This window comes from Thalassotalea agariperforans (genome assembly GCF_053470345.1).
Window position 1 is genome coordinate 116,299 of sequence record NZ_JBQMWH010000010.1, and the last position, 14,895, is coordinate 131,193.

Consider the following 14,895-nt stretch of genomic DNA (forward strand, 5'->3'; position numbering starts at 1 on the left):
ATTTTTATGTCTACCATGACCCCACGTGAAATTGTTCACGAACTTAATAACCATATTATTGGCCAAGACTCAGCAAAACGTGCTGTTGCTATTGCCTTAAGAAACCGATGGCGTCGTATGCAGCTGAATGAAGAGCTGCGCACTGAAGTTACACCAAAAAATATTTTGATGATCGGCCCAACCGGTGTTGGTAAAACTGAAATTGCCCGCCGTTTAGCAAAATTAGCCAATGCGCCTTTTATTAAAGTGGAAGCGACAAAATTCACTGAAGTGGGTTATGTTGGCAAAGAAGTTGAAACCATTATCCGTGATCTTACCGATATGGCGATTAAACTCACCAAAGAACAAGAAATGGCGCGAGTAAAACATTTAGCTGAGGAAGCTGCTGAAGAACGTATTCTTGATATTTTGATCCCAAAACCACGTGATACTTTTGGCAATGAAGAAACCGCGGATAATAGCGCTACTCGCCAAGTTTTTCGTAAAAAATTACGTGAAGGCCAACTTGATGATAAAGAAGTTGAACTAGACTTAGCGGCGCCTCAAATAGGTTTAGAGATCATGGCTCCTCCAGGTATGGAAGACATGACTTCACAGTTACAAAGCATGTTCCAAAATATGTCGAGTGAAAAAACCAAAAAGCGTAAGTTAAAAATTAAAGATGCCTTTAAAGCACTACAAGAAGAAGAAGCGGCGAAGCTAGTTAATCAAGACGATTTAAAAGCCAAAGCGATTGATGCCGTTGAGCAAAATGGCATTGTTTTTATTGATGAAATAGACAAGATTTGTAAACGCGGTGAAAGCTCAGGCCCTGATGTTTCACGCGAAGGTGTTCAACGTGACTTGTTACCTTTAGTTGAAGGCTCAACAGTTAGCACTAAACACGGTATGGTAAAAACTGATCATATTTTGTTTATTGCCTCAGGTGCTTTCCAAATGGCAAAACCATCAGATTTAATTCCTGAATTACAAGGCCGTTTACCGATTCGTGTAGAATTAGAAGCCTTATCGGCTAATGACTTTGTTCGCATATTAACCGAGCCTAATGCTTCGTTAACTGAACAATATATTGCCTTAATGGCAACAGAAGGTGTTACGTTAAATTTTGCCGAAGATGGCATTGAAGCGATCGCCAAAGCCGCTTGGCATGTCAATGAAAACACAGAAAACATTGGTGCAAGAAGATTACATACCATGATGGAACGCTTAGTTGAAGAACTGTCTTTTTCAGCTAACGATAAATCAGGCGAAACATTCACCATTGATGAAAAGTTTGTTAATGGCGTATTAAGTGATGTTGTACAAAACGAAGACTTAAGTCGTTTTATTCTATAATAGCTATTCCATTAACTTCAACCTGAACTTAGGGTAAACATTATTCAAAGTTCAGGTTATACCATTCCGAATAAAGAAGTGCTTACTTAGAGCGGTATGAGCAGCATTAAAACAAACAAAATTTGTGAAGATATAGTTATTCTACATCAAATAAATTTTGCGCAGTTATCATGCTTCCCATACATTCCCTAAAGGCGAGTTTTAAAGGCTTACACGGATTGGTTTTATTTATTCTGCTTTTTGCACAGGAAAATTTATGACTACCATTACGCGTTTTGTTCTTCATACTAAAAGCCACAACTTAACAATTGAAACAAATCAACAAGAACAATGGCAACTTAGCTATGAATATTTACGGGTTTTTTCGCCCGCTCAAATAGCAAGTAAACAAGTAATTGGTAATAAAAAATTGGTGCAATTAAACACCATTGAAAATGTTGGTAAACATGGTTTTCGGTTAAATTTTGACGACAATCACAGCTGTATTTTCACATTTGATGATTTTGTTAGTTTAACCACTAATCAGGAAAGGAATTGGCAGAAATATGAAGAATTATTAAGCAGCAATAAAATGACACGAGAAGCTAAGATAGACATAGTCAATCTATCCTAGCCTCTAGCCTCTAGCCTCTAGCCTCTAGCCAATGATAAACATCATCAAACAATAAAACGGCTTACTTCATTGTTTAATACCATCGCCTGCTGAGATAACTCTTCACTCATTTGGCCATTTTGTTTCGCTGATTCACCACTTTGTTCAGCAACATCACGAATAACTACCACGTGTTTGTTAACTTCTGAGGCAACCACACTTTGCTCATGAATCGCTGTTGCTATCATGGTATTCATTTCCATTATTGCTGTTACATCTTGGTTAATTTCTTCTAACATAGAGCCTGCTGAACTTGCTTGATCGGCACTTTCTTGTCCTTGAGTACGACAACTGGCCATATGTTCAACAATTTCTTTCGTGCGGCTTTGTAATGAAGCAATAATCGTTTCAATTTCTTTAGTCGAATCTTGCGTTCTGCTTGCTAAGGTTCTAACTTCATCGGCAACAACAGCAAAGCCTCGACCTTGCTCACCGGCACGTGCCGCTTCAATCGCCGCATTAAGTGCTAATAAATTGGTTTGCTCTGCAATACCACGGATAACATCTAATACAGAACCTATGGTATGGCTATCTTTCGCCAACTCATTAACAACAAGCTCAGACTCTAATAAGTTTTGTGATAATTGGTCGATCTTTTCAATGGTATGAGTTACCCCTTCTCGCCCTTTTTCGGCATTTTGATTAGTTAACTCTGCTTTTTGCGCAGCTTCATTGGTATTGGCGGCGATTTCATCTACCGTTGCCACCATTTCAGTCACGGCTGTCGCCACTAAATCAGTTTGTTGTATTTGTTCATCAACACCACGGTTAGCTAAATGAATATTTTCAGATAAACTTTGTGTTGCTTGATTAACCGTATTAACCGAATGATTCACTTCAACGATCAAGTTTCTAAAATTACCTAACATTTGGTTAAATACCTTGGTCATATCACCAAGCTCATCTTGATTAGTGATCTTAACTTCTTGTGATAAATCATTATTATCAGCAATTTTTTTCATAGTATTTTTTAAGGTATCAATGCTATTAGTGATATTTTTGCCAATTAACACCGCAGGCACAATAGTCACTAGTGCAATAATAATAAAGAATACAAGGGATAGATTTTTAACAAAAGCGGCATGTTCTGAAATAGAGCGTAGCGATTTTTCAACAAGTTTATCAAGGCTAGTATCAACTTTATGTACGGTTGCTCGCATTTCACCTGAAATACCAAGATCTGCCGCTAAGCCTAATTCGATTTGCGCTTGGGCTAAATTACCAAAAGAATGTTGATATGCTTTTAATAATTCAACAATATCCATTTTAAGGTTAGTCGCTAAATCACTGTCGTTTACATCGTCGATCAATTGGCTGGTGTTAGTATTTAAGCGGGCAATATATTTTTCATCACTACGTAGCATAAAATCTTTTTCGTTACGTCGTAATTGCAGCATACCACTTAATAGAAAATAATCTTGTGTACCAATTTTTTCTTCAACATTATGAACTTTAGTACGTAAATCACCATACAGACCATCTTGAGGAGTTAAACCTATACGTTTTTGTAATTCCACCAGCGCAGTAAAATGCTGAGCATATTCTCGCAAAACATTTTTTAACGTGTTGGTTTCTTGCTCTGGGATATCAAGTTCATCAAAGGCGTTTGCTAGGCTTCCTAAATTTCTTTGTAGGTTTACCATTTCTTGATTAAAGTGATCAAAATATTTTAAATCTTTACGGGCTAAAAAGTCTTTTTCATCTCTTCGCAGCTCAAGTATGGTGCTTTTTACTTCACCAATTAGCCGAGACAATTCTAGTTCTTTTTGCGAAGAGCTTACCGAATATAGCAGTAGTAACAACATGCATACGATAGACACTAATACGACACTCGTATTCGCGTATAATTTGTGTTTAATTAACATAGTTTTAACTCATTTAAATGATCAGGATCCTTCTTATACCATTCCGTATAAAGAAGTACTGACTTAAAACGGTATGGGCGGCATTAGAACAAACAAAATTTGTGAAGATATAGTTATTCTACATCCAATAAATTTTGTGCAGTTATCATGGTGCCCATACGTTGCCAAAGGGCGAGTTTTAAAGGCTTATAGCAGCGTTATTGATTTTGACAAGGTTCCCACATGGATGTGGGATATTCGGGTAACGCAGGAGCAGTTACCGAGAATAACCATTCTCGGCTTTGTCTCCTGAGTCGCTCTACCTCCACCATCCATGGTTTCGTCTTCAATCAATGCCTTGCCTCTAAGCCTTTAAATTCTCGCTAAGCGATCACTTTCTTATACGGATTGGTATTAATTGAGAGTATAGACAAAAAAACTAATTATTCGAAATAAAACCTTATTTTATTTACGTTTTAAATACTTAGCTAACGCTTCTTCCGTTAATGGCTTAGCAATATAAAAGCCTTGTACGGCATCACAACCAATGGTTCGTAATAGTTCAAGCTGGTCAGCATCTTCAACCCCTTCAGCCAGCACCCGTTTTCCTAAACCATGAGAAAGTTTAATCATCGCTTTAACAATCGTAACATCAGAGTCATTTTTACAAACATACTGAATAAAGCTCCGATCAATTTTGATTTTATCTATTGGTAAATCACGCAAGTATGCTAACGACGAATATCCGGTACCAAAATCATCGATTGAAACCTTAATTCCCATATTTTGCAGCTGCACTATGGTATCCATGGCACTGTTAATATCCGTCATTACAACACTTTCGGTGATCTCTAATTCCAAACATTTCGCCGGAATATCGTATTTAAATAATAACGACTGAATGCGGCTAACCAATTGCGGATCTTGAAACTCTACCGCCGTGATATTTACCGCTACATTAATACGTCGTTGATAAGTTTGGCTCCATTGAGCTATTTTTTCACAGCTTTTTTCTAAGACATACTCATCTAACTGACTATTTAAATTAAGGGCATCAATATCATTTAAAAAATCACCTGGATATAACAAGCCTTTTTCTGGATGCTGCCAACGGATCAGCGCTTCAACCCCCTCTAAACGGTTAGTAATTAAATTCAGCTGCGGTTGAAAATATAAAATAAATTCATTATTGCCAAGCGCTTTGCGTAACTCTGTTTCCATAGTTAATAAATGTCGGCCTTGTGTTTCCATGCCCGATGCATAAACAACCGTATCAAGTTTTTCATTAACAGAATGAAAGAGTGCTAGGTGAGCTTTTTGTAATAAGTCTTCCGCCTTAGTACCATGATCAGGATAAATACAATAACCTAATCGGCACTGTAAGGTGATTTCTTTATTATCATGTAAATAATTACGACCTAATAATTCATGAATATGCCGTGTTGCTTTGTCAATTTGCTCATCATCAAAGAACTCAATACAAAAGACAAAAGCATCACCACTTAAACGACCCACAATACTTGGCAATAGCACACTTTGACTAAGCCGATCAGCTATTTCCCCTAAAATATAATCGCCAGTGCTTAAACCGTAGCTATCATTGATAAACTTAAACCGTTTAATATCAATTAAAAACAGCGCAATACGGGCATTATTATTATCCGCGTTAACAATGGCTTCAGGTAAAGTTTCTAACACCTGATCTCGATTCATCACTCCCGTTAACGGATCGTGTTTACCTAAGTATTGTGCTCTGTTTATCGCCAAAATAGCACTTTTTCGTTCCGCCCCTTGCATCCATATCAACATTGAAAAACCCAACACTGCATGGCTTGCTACATCAAAATAAGGTAATGCTTTAATGATTTCTCGAAACACGTCTTCGGTCAAAAAAACAATTGATGAAAAAGAAAACAGCAAATAACGTATGCCGATGATCAAACTTAACACCATGATTATTTTACCGGCGAAAAAAAACGGAGCATGCACTAATAATAAAAGACTGCCGCTTAAAAATGCACAACCAAAAATAAATGCCGGTAAACTTTGAGTTAAATAAAAACGGTTAAAAACAGCCAGAGGCTCAAAAGCATAAAAAGTCGCAGAAAATACCGCAACAATAGCGATTATCGCGTAACTCAATGTTAAATATTGACGAGAAAAATCCTTTTTTAACTTAACGGCAAACAAACCTTGAATAAACAAAAAAACAAAAAGGTATAAAAATAATTGATGAAAGATGGCAAAGATAACGTCGAGATGATGATGTTGGGGATTATCTTGCAGACTTAGTTCAATCGCTAAGGTAGTGTAATTTAAACTCAAAAACAACAAACTCAGCATCCAGAGTTTGACATATTGACGACCAAACCCTTGATAAAACAGCCACAAAAAAAAGGTCAGAACGAGAAAAACAATCCCTTGACTAAAATACAAAAAAGGTTGAGCTAAAAAATATACCGACATTAAACAGGCACTTTTTATTCATTATTATTATGTATAAATAATTAAATAGGTTTTTCTTGTTAAATACAAGCAAGGTATTTTTTAATAAAAATTAAACAAGCGGTTGTACCTGAAACTTAGCACGTTATACTGGCGTTATACATTACCTCCTCCAGTAAACTATTTGAGAGTCAATCATGGAATATAACACCTCTGAATTATGTAATATTTATGCCGAACTTGTTGATGTTGTCGAGCCTATTTTCAGTAATTATGGTGGTAGAAGTTCATTTGGTGGTAGCGTAGTCACCATTAAGTGTTTTGAAAATAACGGCTTAATTTGCCAAGCAGTTGAACAAGATGGTGAGGGTAAAGTACTGGTGATTGACGGCGGAGGTTCATCTCGCCGAGCATTAATTGATATTTATATTGCCGAAGCCGCAGCAAAAAATAATTGGGAAGGTATTGTTTGTTATGGCAGTGTCAAAGACGTTGATGCGTTAGAAGATGTTGATATTGGTATTCAAGCACTGTTATCAATTCCGGTAAGCGCAAGCGATAATTTAGAAGGTGAAACTGACGTACCCATTAATTTTGCCAGCGTATCAATATTACCTGATGATCATATTTATGCTGACAACACCGGTATTATTTTATCTCCTGACCCTCTCGATATAGAATAGACTCTTAATTTAGTGTTTCCTTACCTTAGCGTTTTCTACTACTTAAAAAGCGAGCTCATTGCTTTCACCGATAGAAAACGCTAATAACAACACTTTTATCTTCTACTTCACAGAATTCAATTAATGATCAGCCACAAAAAATACTTATTAGTTTTTCTCATTATATTTACGCATATCTCATTATTAGATTTATTTTTTGTCACACTCAAAGGGCCGGTTTTTTTAATTGAAGAAAATTTACGAAGCAGCACCATTTTTACTCATTTATTTATTGCGTTTAGCTCATTAATTGTTTGTTGGTTAACAGTGCAATTTCGTCAAGCTTATAAAAGTGGCAAACTTAAATTACACGACAATGTTTTAATATTGTGTTCATTATGTTTAGCCGCTTCCATTTATTTGGTTTTATTTTAAAACTAAAAACGTCAAACTCTCATTTTTCCTTAAACAGATAGTGCTATCAAATTTAATATTGTAATAGTAAAGAATAAAAAACCGCGATGTTCGCGGTTCTTGATTGCGCTTATTTAGCTGTCGCTCCTAACTTTTATTTAACCCTATATTTTGTAGCCATTGCTCAAAATCTAATAAATTACTTGGCAAAATAACTTTGCGATCTTTTTGGCTTAATCCTTCAAGCTTCCGTAAGTATTGCTCTGATAATTGCATTTCTATCGCTTTATCACCACCAGGCTGTTCAATAGCAACAGCAACCTTACTAATGGCATTACTGGTGGCTTTAGCAATCGCTAAAATTTCAGCCGCTTTACCTTCGGCAGCATTAATTCGTCGCTGTTTTTCACCTTCAGAAATATTAACCATTTCCATTTTTAAACCTTCGGAGCGATTAATCCGACTAGCTTTATCACCTAAACTTTTCGCTAAAATAGCACGGCGCTCTCGCTCAGCATTTACTTGCATTTCCATGGCATTTTTTACTGTTAAGGGGGGCGAAATATTTTTTATTTCGTACCTATGTACCCGTATACCCCAACTTTCGCCAGCTTTATCTAATACTTCAACCACCTTTGCACTTATAACATCGCGCTCTTCAAAAGTGCGATCTAAATCAAGCGTACCAATGACTGAACGTGTAGTAGTTTGTGCTAACTGCATAGCGGCAAAACGATAATCGGTAATGCCGTAACTTGCTTTAACTGGGTCAATCACTTCAATATAAATAACGCCATCAACTTCAACATAAACCTCATCTTTTGAAAAACATTCTTGCGGTGGTACATCAATAGTTTCTTCTTTTAAATCTTGGATAAAAGCAACCCGATCAATAAATGGCAACAGTAAATGAAAGCCGGCTTCTAAAGTACCGCGATATTTACCTAAGCGTTCGACAACATAAGCTGATTTGGTTGGTACCAAACAAATAGATTTAATGACTTTATAAGCAAGAATGAAAAAAATAGTACCCCATACCGCCATGACAAAATAATCTAACTGTTGTGCGTTAATAGGTATCATAACTGACCTCCTGATTTCACCGACGCCGCATTGGTGACTTTTTCCATGCCGCTAAAAAATCCATCTAATTTTGCTAATTCAGTGGGTAACACAGACACTTCGGCCGTTTTTAAAATATCCCCCGTTTGCTGAATAAATAATTCTAACAAGCGCATTTTTATTGCTTTATCGCCACCGGGTTGATTAGCCGCTGATGAAATTAAATTAATACCTTCTGTGGTGGCATCGGTGATTATTTCAATTTCAGCCGCTTTACCGTGCGCTTCATTAATTTGTCGTTGTTTATCACCTTCTGACAAATTAATTGCTTCTTGGCGCTGACCTTCTGATAAATTAATAGTGGATTCACGCTCAGCTTCCGCTAAGGTAATTTCAGCACGTTTTTGGCGCTCCGCTTCCATTTGTTTTTCTAAGGTGTGGATAACATTATCTGATGGAATAATATTACGAACTTCATAACGTAATACTTTAATACCCCAAGGATCAGAGGCTTTGTCAATTTCTCTGACGATGGTTTCATTTAAGGTGTCACGTTCTGAGAAGGTTTGCCCTAAGTTCAATTTACCAATTTCTGAACGCATGGTGGTTTGGGCTAAGTTCACACTCGCTTTACGGTAGTCTTCAATACCATAACTTGCCTTCATACCATCCATAACTTTGATATACACTAAGCCATCCACGTTAATTTGGATGTTGTCACGGGAAATACAGCTTTGCGCTGGAATGTCTAAAACTTGTTCTCGAACATCATGACGATAAGCAACACGGTCTACGAATGGAATTAAAAAGTGTAACCCGGGTTCCATCACCGCTTTAAATTTGCCTAATCGTTCAATAATTGCTACTTCTCGCATTGACACGATCAGCACAAGTTTTAATACAATAAATAAAATGACTAATAAGCTAAAAGTCAAAATAGCTAACATAGTTTTCTCCTTTTCTATGCTGTAAAAAATGTAGTTTGCTGGTGTTATACCGTTCCGTATAAAGAAGTGCTCACTTAAAACGGTATGGTATTAAATAACTTCAACAACCAATGAAATATTATCTTTGCAAATAATACGAACTTGCGTACCGGCAGGAATTTCAGAACCATCACCAAGCGCACTCCAAGTAGTACCTTGAAATTCAACACGCCCTTTTTTCTCACCAGGGCCAATATTTTCAAGCACTTGCACCTGTTGACCAAAAATATCTAATTCTTCATGGACGTTGCCAATGGTTTCATCAGATTTAAATATTTTTTTTGTGAAATAATAAATCACAAAAAACAAAATTGAGGCTATTAAAAACCAAGCCGTTAACACGGACACCCAAGTTTCTAAAAAGTTTAACCGTAAACCTAAAGTAACTAATAAGGATGAAATTGATAAATTCAGTGAAATCCCCCCTGGTAAAATAAACTCGGCGACGCCAAAAATAATCGCCAGTATTAGCCAGGTTTCATACATCATCAAATAATCCATGATTTACCCCTCCGTATTTACTTTCTTCTTTTTTAACGCCAAATACCAAAAAACACCTTCAAATAAAATGCCCAGCACAAACAAAGCGACAATACCTGATTTACTCGCTGCTCCCATAAAAAAAATGGCGATAAATAACACTATAATTAACAGCAACCAACGTTTTAAAAAATTATTCATCATTGTCCCTCCGCTAAATCACTGATTATTTAAGCTACACCTAATGACATATTATGTCAAAGTATAGCGTGAATTATTTTCATCTGCTGTACAATTAATTTGATATTGATTAGTCTAGGAGGGTTGTGGATGTACTTATAGGCTAGATATGGAAGAGTTACCTTTTGCTCACATGAAGAACAGTATAAAAAACGCTTGTTTTTTGCTTTTTGCTTTATGCTGTTTTCCAACACAAGCAGCTGAAAAATTTAGTTTTATTGAATACAACGCCGCTTTTGTTTTAGGCTTATCACTGCCCCTCATCATTATTGCTTTTGTAATAAGAGAACGTATCATCAATTCGTGGTGGTATCTGGTATTATTAGGTGCATCACTGTTAACTATTTTTTATCAATTAACCGTTTCTCCTGAGCAGCTTAATAAAGCCGTGTATAGTGCCAGCGCTATTTTTATCCTATTAATTTCAATTCAACCTCGAACCGGCTCTTTAAGCAAAGATAATAAAATTGAACAGGTTTTGTGGTGTAATTATTTTACTTTACTGATCACCATACTATTTTTAGTACATACATGGTTTATTGAACTCGTCTCTGATCATTATATGTGGGCTGCACTTTCTGGTACCCTTGTTGTTACTAGCTTTATTCGCCTTAGTAGCATTAACAAGGTCCATCAACAAGATACTTTTCGCTATCATTTTTTATGGTTATTAACGATAATTTTTAGCACTTTAGTATTTATGCAACCGCACTGGCAGCTATCCATTTATTCTATTGTGGTGACAGGTGTTGCTTGTTATCTTGTCTCTTTTATCAATTACACTTGGTTATTAACTTCAAAAGTCACTAAACGGGTAAAAAAAGAATTAGAAGATAAATACGCACCACAAATTGATGAACTAAAAAACTTATCGCGAGATGCAATAACCAACCTGCCCTCGCAAGCACAAGCGCTTAAATGTTTTGAACAAAAGTTAGCCAATAAAGAAAGCTATCAATACGCTGTCATTGTTTTTAAACCGATAAACTTTGCCAAAGTAAATCATTTATTAGGCCACCATAACTCCGACTTATTATTATTACAGCTCGCTTATTGTTTGCAAAAGCAAGTTGAAAAAAACCTTGAGCTGATCAATTTTGATACTGAAAATCATCCCGTTAGAATTGCCCGTTTATCAAGCTTACAGTTTATTATTATTTTAGATTTATCAACGGCAGAGCATGCACCTGAAGAATATGTTAAAGAACTATGCCGCAACTTATCTGAAGCCGTTCCCGATGCTATTAGCTTCAAAAGTTTTTCATTAAACTTTGAATTAGCGTTTGGCGCCGATTATTTCAACCAAAAATCGGCTGATATCAACCAATGTATTGCTTGGGCTTGTGATGCTTTAATGGATGCCGAAAACTCTCGACAAAGTTTATCTTTTTTCAACCACCAAAAAAATCACTACTCCGAAGATAAGCTATTAAAAATGGAGCAATTAAAACAAGACTTACACGCTGACAATTTAGTTTGGCAATGTCAGCCTCAAATTAATATCCATACTAAGCAAATCGCCGGTATCGAGTTAAGTGTATACTGGCCACAAAGTAATAATGAACTCCATCGCTTAAATGACTTTTATGAACTTGCCGAAAACAGCGGTGAAATTTATCACTTAATTAAGTCCATGATCATCAAGGCCTGTCAGATTGTTGCTAATAACAAACAACAAGGCATTGAAATACCAATCACTATCGATTTTTCCTGTTTGGATTTATTTGAAGATACCTTAGTAGAGTTTATCGATGCGCAAATTTCAAAGCATCATATCAGTGCTGAACTTATTATTATTGAGATCCCTGAGGCGGTTATTTCATCAGCCAGCGATCGCGCTAAATCATTAATTTTTCAATTACGTAGTATTGGCGTTGGCATTGCTATTGATGACTTTTCCGGTAGTTATGAATCGCTAAGGTATTTACGCAAACTAACCGTAAAACAACTAAAAGTTGACTGCGGTTTATTGATGATCAATGAAGAACGACAAACTGAAAAAGCCATTATTAATGCCTTGATCAACCTTGGCAGAGTTATGCATATTCCAATAGTTGGTTTTAATATTAATAACGCCGCTACGTTACAAATACTCGACGAAATCGGTGGAACGTTAGCACAAGGCAATATCATTTCACCTAATATCGACGAGTCCCAGTTAACCCCTTGGATCCAACATTGGCAGCAGTCAAATCCATAAAGTAACAGAAAAATAATAGCGGAAAAGTTTAAGTATTAACGATAGCCGTTAACCAACGGCTATCGTTCCTACTAAATACTGTACCGCTTTACCTGATACCAATACGCGATCATCATGTATTTGGCATAATAAATGACCACCACGTTTTGAAGCTTGATAAGCAGTTAGTTGTTGTTTATTTAACTGTTCAGCCCAATAAGGTGTTAAGCCCGCGTGAGCTGAACCGGTAACCGGATCTTCATCACCACCATTAGCTGGCCAAAAATAACGAGAAACAAAATCATAATCATGGCTATCGGCTGGTGCAGTTACCATGACATCAAAAGGTGCTAACGTCTTTAATAACTCGCTATCTGATTTAACGGTTCGTACCGAGGTTTCATCTTTTAAAACCACCAAATAAGCTTGTTGATTTTTGAGCACTTGCTCAGGCTTTATCGATAAACCATCAAGTAAAGCGGTAGGAATAGTACTAACTGGTTCAGGTTTTCGACTAGGAAAGTTCATTTCAATATAGCCATCAGCCGCTTGCTTAACGGTAACAGTGCCAACCGCTTTAGCTGAAAAAACCAGTTGTACACAACTTGGGTTTTGTTGAAATAAAACATAAGCTGACGCTAAAGTCGCATGGCCACAAAAGTCGATTTCAGTCAGCGGTGAAAACCAACGAATATGATAAATACCTGCATCATCTTTAACCACAAATGCCGTTTCAGAGAGATTGTTTTCACTGGCTATTGATTGCATTAAATTCTCATTTAACCAAGTATCCGTAATAATAACAGCGGCTGAGTTGCCCTTAAAAACCTGTTCAGTAAAGGCATTAATAAAATAAACGGTTAATTCCATTGTTCTCTCAATTTTTTAATTTATTGATATTGTTAATTTATTGTCTTTTTTCTGTGTTAACTTTTTGCTAACCAAGCCAATAAGTCATCATATTGATACTGATAAGCTAACCAATCACGAGTACGCTCACCAAGCACTTGTCGATTATCGTGAGTCTCATTGTCTTGTGTAAAGCTAGGTGGTATTAATTGTAAGGCTGTTGCCGCGGCCTGATAAAAATCAGCCTTGGTGGCTTTAGTTTGGCTGACCCCAACAAATATTTTCTGGTTAATATCATGTGCAATTAATTTAGCTAGCAAACCAATACAATCTTCGCGATGAATTAAGTTAACCGCACTCTTGCCGCCAGCAAGTCCTACTTTTCCGGCTAAAAATTTACCCGGTTTTCGATCTTCTGCCACTAAGCCTGCTAAACGTAAAACCTGACCTTGTCCTGAAAAATTAACTACCGCTTGTTCTGCTTGTCCTAGGATTTGGGATTTTTCATTTGTTAGCGCCAAAGGCGTTAATTCATCAACCTGACCATGTAAGCCTTGATACACACCAGTAGAGCTAATTAAAATGATTTTTTTTACCTGTCCCGCTTCTGCTTGTGAAATGATGTTTTGAATATTATTGGCATAATCTTTCCGCCCTTGTTTAAAACCTGGCGTAATAGCAATAACAAGAATATCCTGTTGAAAAATAGCTAAGGGTAAATCAGCTTGTGGCTCAGTTACATCCGCCGACATTGTCAGAAGCTCACAGTCAAACCCCGCTTGCTGTAATACTTGTTGCTTTTCAGGTGTTCTAACCGTAACTTTTACTTGATATTGATTAGTTATTAAATAGCTAGCCAGTGCTTTACCAAGCCAGCCACAACCAATAATCCCAACTGTTGGCAGTGTCATGTAGTTCCTTAAATTAAATCAGTTTTTTAAAACACTTTGACTATGCTTAATGAATAATCAATAGTGAAAATATTTAGGGCATAATCGTTATTCAATGAAACTCTTACCCCATATAAAACAAGGCAATGTCCTTCATTTTCTGCGTTCTCCGACAATGTCTGTCACCGTAATGGAAAATCAGCATTATCGCTGGCTAACCTTTGATAATACGGTGCAAAGTATTATGTTAAAGCGCATACCTCACAAGCTGCCATTACCGCACCAAATTGCCCTTTGTTTACCGTTATTATGGTATTCACCACAGCAAGTTGTGGAATTAGGTTTAGGTGGTGGTAATTTGTTACGTTTTATTCAGCAAGTAAATCGCCATAGCCAACTTATCAGTGTGGAACCTGAACCCGAGGTTATTAAAATATTCCAACAATTTTTTAACCCCAACAGCTGTGATGTGACATTAGTCAATAATACTGCTCAGCATTTTCTGCACTCAGCTACAATGAAAACAAGCGATTGGTTAATATGTGATGTTTATCCCGATATCACCGCCTTAACCGAAGTTTTAGCTATTTTACCTTACAATGCTCAGCTCAAGGTAATATCCATAAATCTCCCTAATTTCCCAGAAGAAAAAATTGAACAGGTATTAGCGCAATTAGCACAATGGAAAGACAGTTATCATATTCGCTATTTTGAAGTGCCTCACTATACAAATATCATCATCCACTTAGTGGTTAAATCATTAAACATTTCAGCCGTTATTAAAAGTAACTTACCCCATTATCAACAAAAGCGTTGGCAACAGCTCTGGCAATACGGCAAACAATTATAATTAACCT

The 14,895-nt window shown here is 36.6% G+C and carries 13 protein-coding genes; 5 read left to right on the forward strand and 8 right to left on the reverse strand.

Annotated elements, in window-relative coordinates:
• Positions 1-6: 6 nt before the first annotated feature.
• Both hslU and ACSLUO_RS13200 read left to right on the forward strand, forming a co-directional pair.
• Positions 7-1,335: an ATP-dependent protease ATPase subunit HslU gene (gene hslU / locus ACSLUO_RS13195; RefSeq protein WP_448249105.1), complete on the forward strand. Its 1,329-nt coding sequence runs from the start codon at positions 7-9 to the stop codon at positions 1,333-1,335.
• A gap of 256 nt (positions 1,336-1,591) precedes the next feature.
• Positions 1,592-1,948: a gamma-butyrobetaine hydroxylase-like domain-containing protein gene (locus ACSLUO_RS13200; RefSeq protein WP_448249106.1), complete on the forward strand. Its 357-nt coding sequence runs from the start codon at positions 1,592-1,594 to the stop codon at positions 1,946-1,948.
• Between the two features lie 44 nt (positions 1,949-1,992).
• On the opposite strand, the gene ACSLUO_RS13205 is transcribed toward ACSLUO_RS13200, so the two are convergent.
• Positions 1,993-3,852: a methyl-accepting chemotaxis protein gene (locus ACSLUO_RS13205; protein WP_448249108.1), complete on the reverse strand. Its 1,860-nt coding sequence runs from the start codon at positions 3,850-3,852 to the stop codon at positions 1,993-1,995.
• Between the two features lie 444 nt (positions 3,853-4,296).
• A complete protein-coding gene (locus ACSLUO_RS13210) occupies positions 4,297-6,297 on the reverse strand; it encodes a putative bifunctional diguanylate cyclase/phosphodiesterase (RefSeq protein ID WP_448249109.1) in 2,001 nt (666 codons plus the stop codon).
• Between the two features lie 176 nt (positions 6,298-6,473).
• Between ACSLUO_RS13210 and rraA the strand changes: the two genes are divergently transcribed.
• On the forward strand, positions 6,474-6,959 hold the full coding sequence (gene rraA, locus ACSLUO_RS13215) for a ribonuclease E activity regulator RraA (protein ID WP_448249111.1): 486 nt from the start codon (positions 6,474-6,476) through the stop codon (positions 6,957-6,959).
• Between the two features lie 540 nt (positions 6,960-7,499).
• Here rraA and ACSLUO_RS13220 read toward each other — a convergent pair.
• The 4 genes from ACSLUO_RS13220 to ACSLUO_RS13235 form a co-directional block, all read right to left on the reverse strand.
• Complete coding sequence (locus tag ACSLUO_RS13220) at positions 7,500-8,435, reverse strand: SPFH domain-containing protein (RefSeq protein WP_448249113.1); 936 nt, start codon at positions 8,433-8,435, stop codon at positions 7,500-7,502.
• Positions 8,432-9,361, reverse strand: a complete 930-nt coding sequence (locus ACSLUO_RS13225; RefSeq protein WP_448249114.1) for an SPFH domain-containing protein — start codon at positions 9,359-9,361, stop codon at positions 8,432-8,434. The genes ACSLUO_RS13220 and ACSLUO_RS13225 overlap by 4 nt, the downstream gene beginning before the upstream one ends.
• Before the next feature lie 90 nt (positions 9,362-9,451).
• Positions 9,452-9,901, reverse strand: a complete 450-nt coding sequence (locus ACSLUO_RS13230; RefSeq protein ID WP_448249115.1) for an NfeD family protein — start codon at positions 9,899-9,901, stop codon at positions 9,452-9,454.
• Positions 9,902-9,904: 3 nt separating this feature from the next.
• Positions 9,905-10,084: a hypothetical protein gene (locus ACSLUO_RS13235; protein WP_448249116.1), complete on the reverse strand. Its 180-nt coding sequence runs from the start codon at positions 10,082-10,084 to the stop codon at positions 9,905-9,907.
• Between the two features lie 145 nt (positions 10,085-10,229).
• Between ACSLUO_RS13235 and ACSLUO_RS13240 the strand changes: the two genes are divergently transcribed.
• Positions 10,230-12,320, forward strand: a complete 2,091-nt coding sequence (locus ACSLUO_RS13240; protein WP_448249118.1) for an EAL domain-containing protein — start codon at positions 10,230-10,232, stop codon at positions 12,318-12,320.
• Positions 12,321-12,368: 48 nt separating this feature from the next.
• Here ACSLUO_RS13240 and ACSLUO_RS13245 read toward each other — a convergent pair whose 3' ends face one another.
• Entirely contained in the window at positions 12,369-13,169 is an 801-nt protein-coding gene (locus ACSLUO_RS13245) for a PhzF family protein (RefSeq protein ID WP_448249120.1), read from the reverse strand.
• Positions 13,170-13,225: 56 nt separating this feature from the next.
• Positions 13,226-14,059, reverse strand: coding sequence for an NAD(P)H-binding protein (locus ACSLUO_RS13250; RefSeq protein WP_448249121.1), 834 nt, complete (start codon positions 14,057-14,059; stop codon positions 13,226-13,228).
• A gap of 94 nt (positions 14,060-14,153) precedes the next feature.
• Between ACSLUO_RS13250 and ACSLUO_RS13255 the strand changes: the two genes are divergently transcribed.
• Positions 14,154-14,888 (forward strand): hypothetical protein, encoded by a 735-nt coding sequence (locus ACSLUO_RS13255; protein WP_448249123.1) that lies wholly within the window; start codon positions 14,154-14,156, stop codon positions 14,886-14,888.
• The last annotated feature ends 7 nt before the right edge of the window (positions 14,889-14,895 follow it).

Coding starts and splice junctions, on each gene's coding strand:
- hslU (WP_448249105.1), top strand. CDS start 7: ATGTCTACCATGACCCCACGTGAAATTGTTCACGAACTTAATAACCAT.
- ACSLUO_RS13200 (WP_448249106.1), top strand. CDS start 1,592: ATGACTACCATTACGCGTTTTGTTCTTCATACTAAAAGCCACAACTTA.
- ACSLUO_RS13205 (WP_448249108.1), bottom strand. CDS start 3,852: ATGTTAATTAAACACAAATTATACGCGAATACGAGTGTCGTATTAGTG.
- ACSLUO_RS13210 (WP_448249109.1), bottom strand. CDS start 6,297: ATGTCGGTATATTTTTTAGCTCAACCTTTTTTGTATTTTAGTCAAGGG.
- rraA (WP_448249111.1), top strand. CDS start 6,474: ATGGAATATAACACCTCTGAATTATGTAATATTTATGCCGAACTTGTT.
- ACSLUO_RS13220 (WP_448249113.1), bottom strand. CDS start 8,435: ATGATACCTATTAACGCACAACAGTTAGATTATTTTGTCATGGCGGTA.
- ACSLUO_RS13225 (WP_448249114.1), bottom strand. CDS start 9,361: ATGTTAGCTATTTTGACTTTTAGCTTATTAGTCATTTTATTTATTGTA.
- ACSLUO_RS13230 (WP_448249115.1), bottom strand. CDS start 9,901: ATGGATTATTTGATGATGTATGAAACCTGGCTAATACTGGCGATTATT.
- ACSLUO_RS13235 (WP_448249116.1), bottom strand. CDS start 10,084: ATGATGAATAATTTTTTAAAACGTTGGTTGCTGTTAATTATAGTGTTA.
- ACSLUO_RS13240 (WP_448249118.1), top strand. CDS start 10,230: ATGGAAGAGTTACCTTTTGCTCACATGAAGAACAGTATAAAAAACGCT.
- ACSLUO_RS13245 (WP_448249120.1), bottom strand. CDS start 13,169: ATGGAATTAACCGTTTATTTTATTAATGCCTTTACTGAACAGGTTTTT.
- ACSLUO_RS13250 (WP_448249121.1), bottom strand. CDS start 14,059: ATGACACTGCCAACAGTTGGGATTATTGGTTGTGGCTGGCTTGGTAAA.
- ACSLUO_RS13255 (WP_448249123.1), top strand. CDS start 14,154: ATGAAACTCTTACCCCATATAAAACAAGGCAATGTCCTTCATTTTCTG.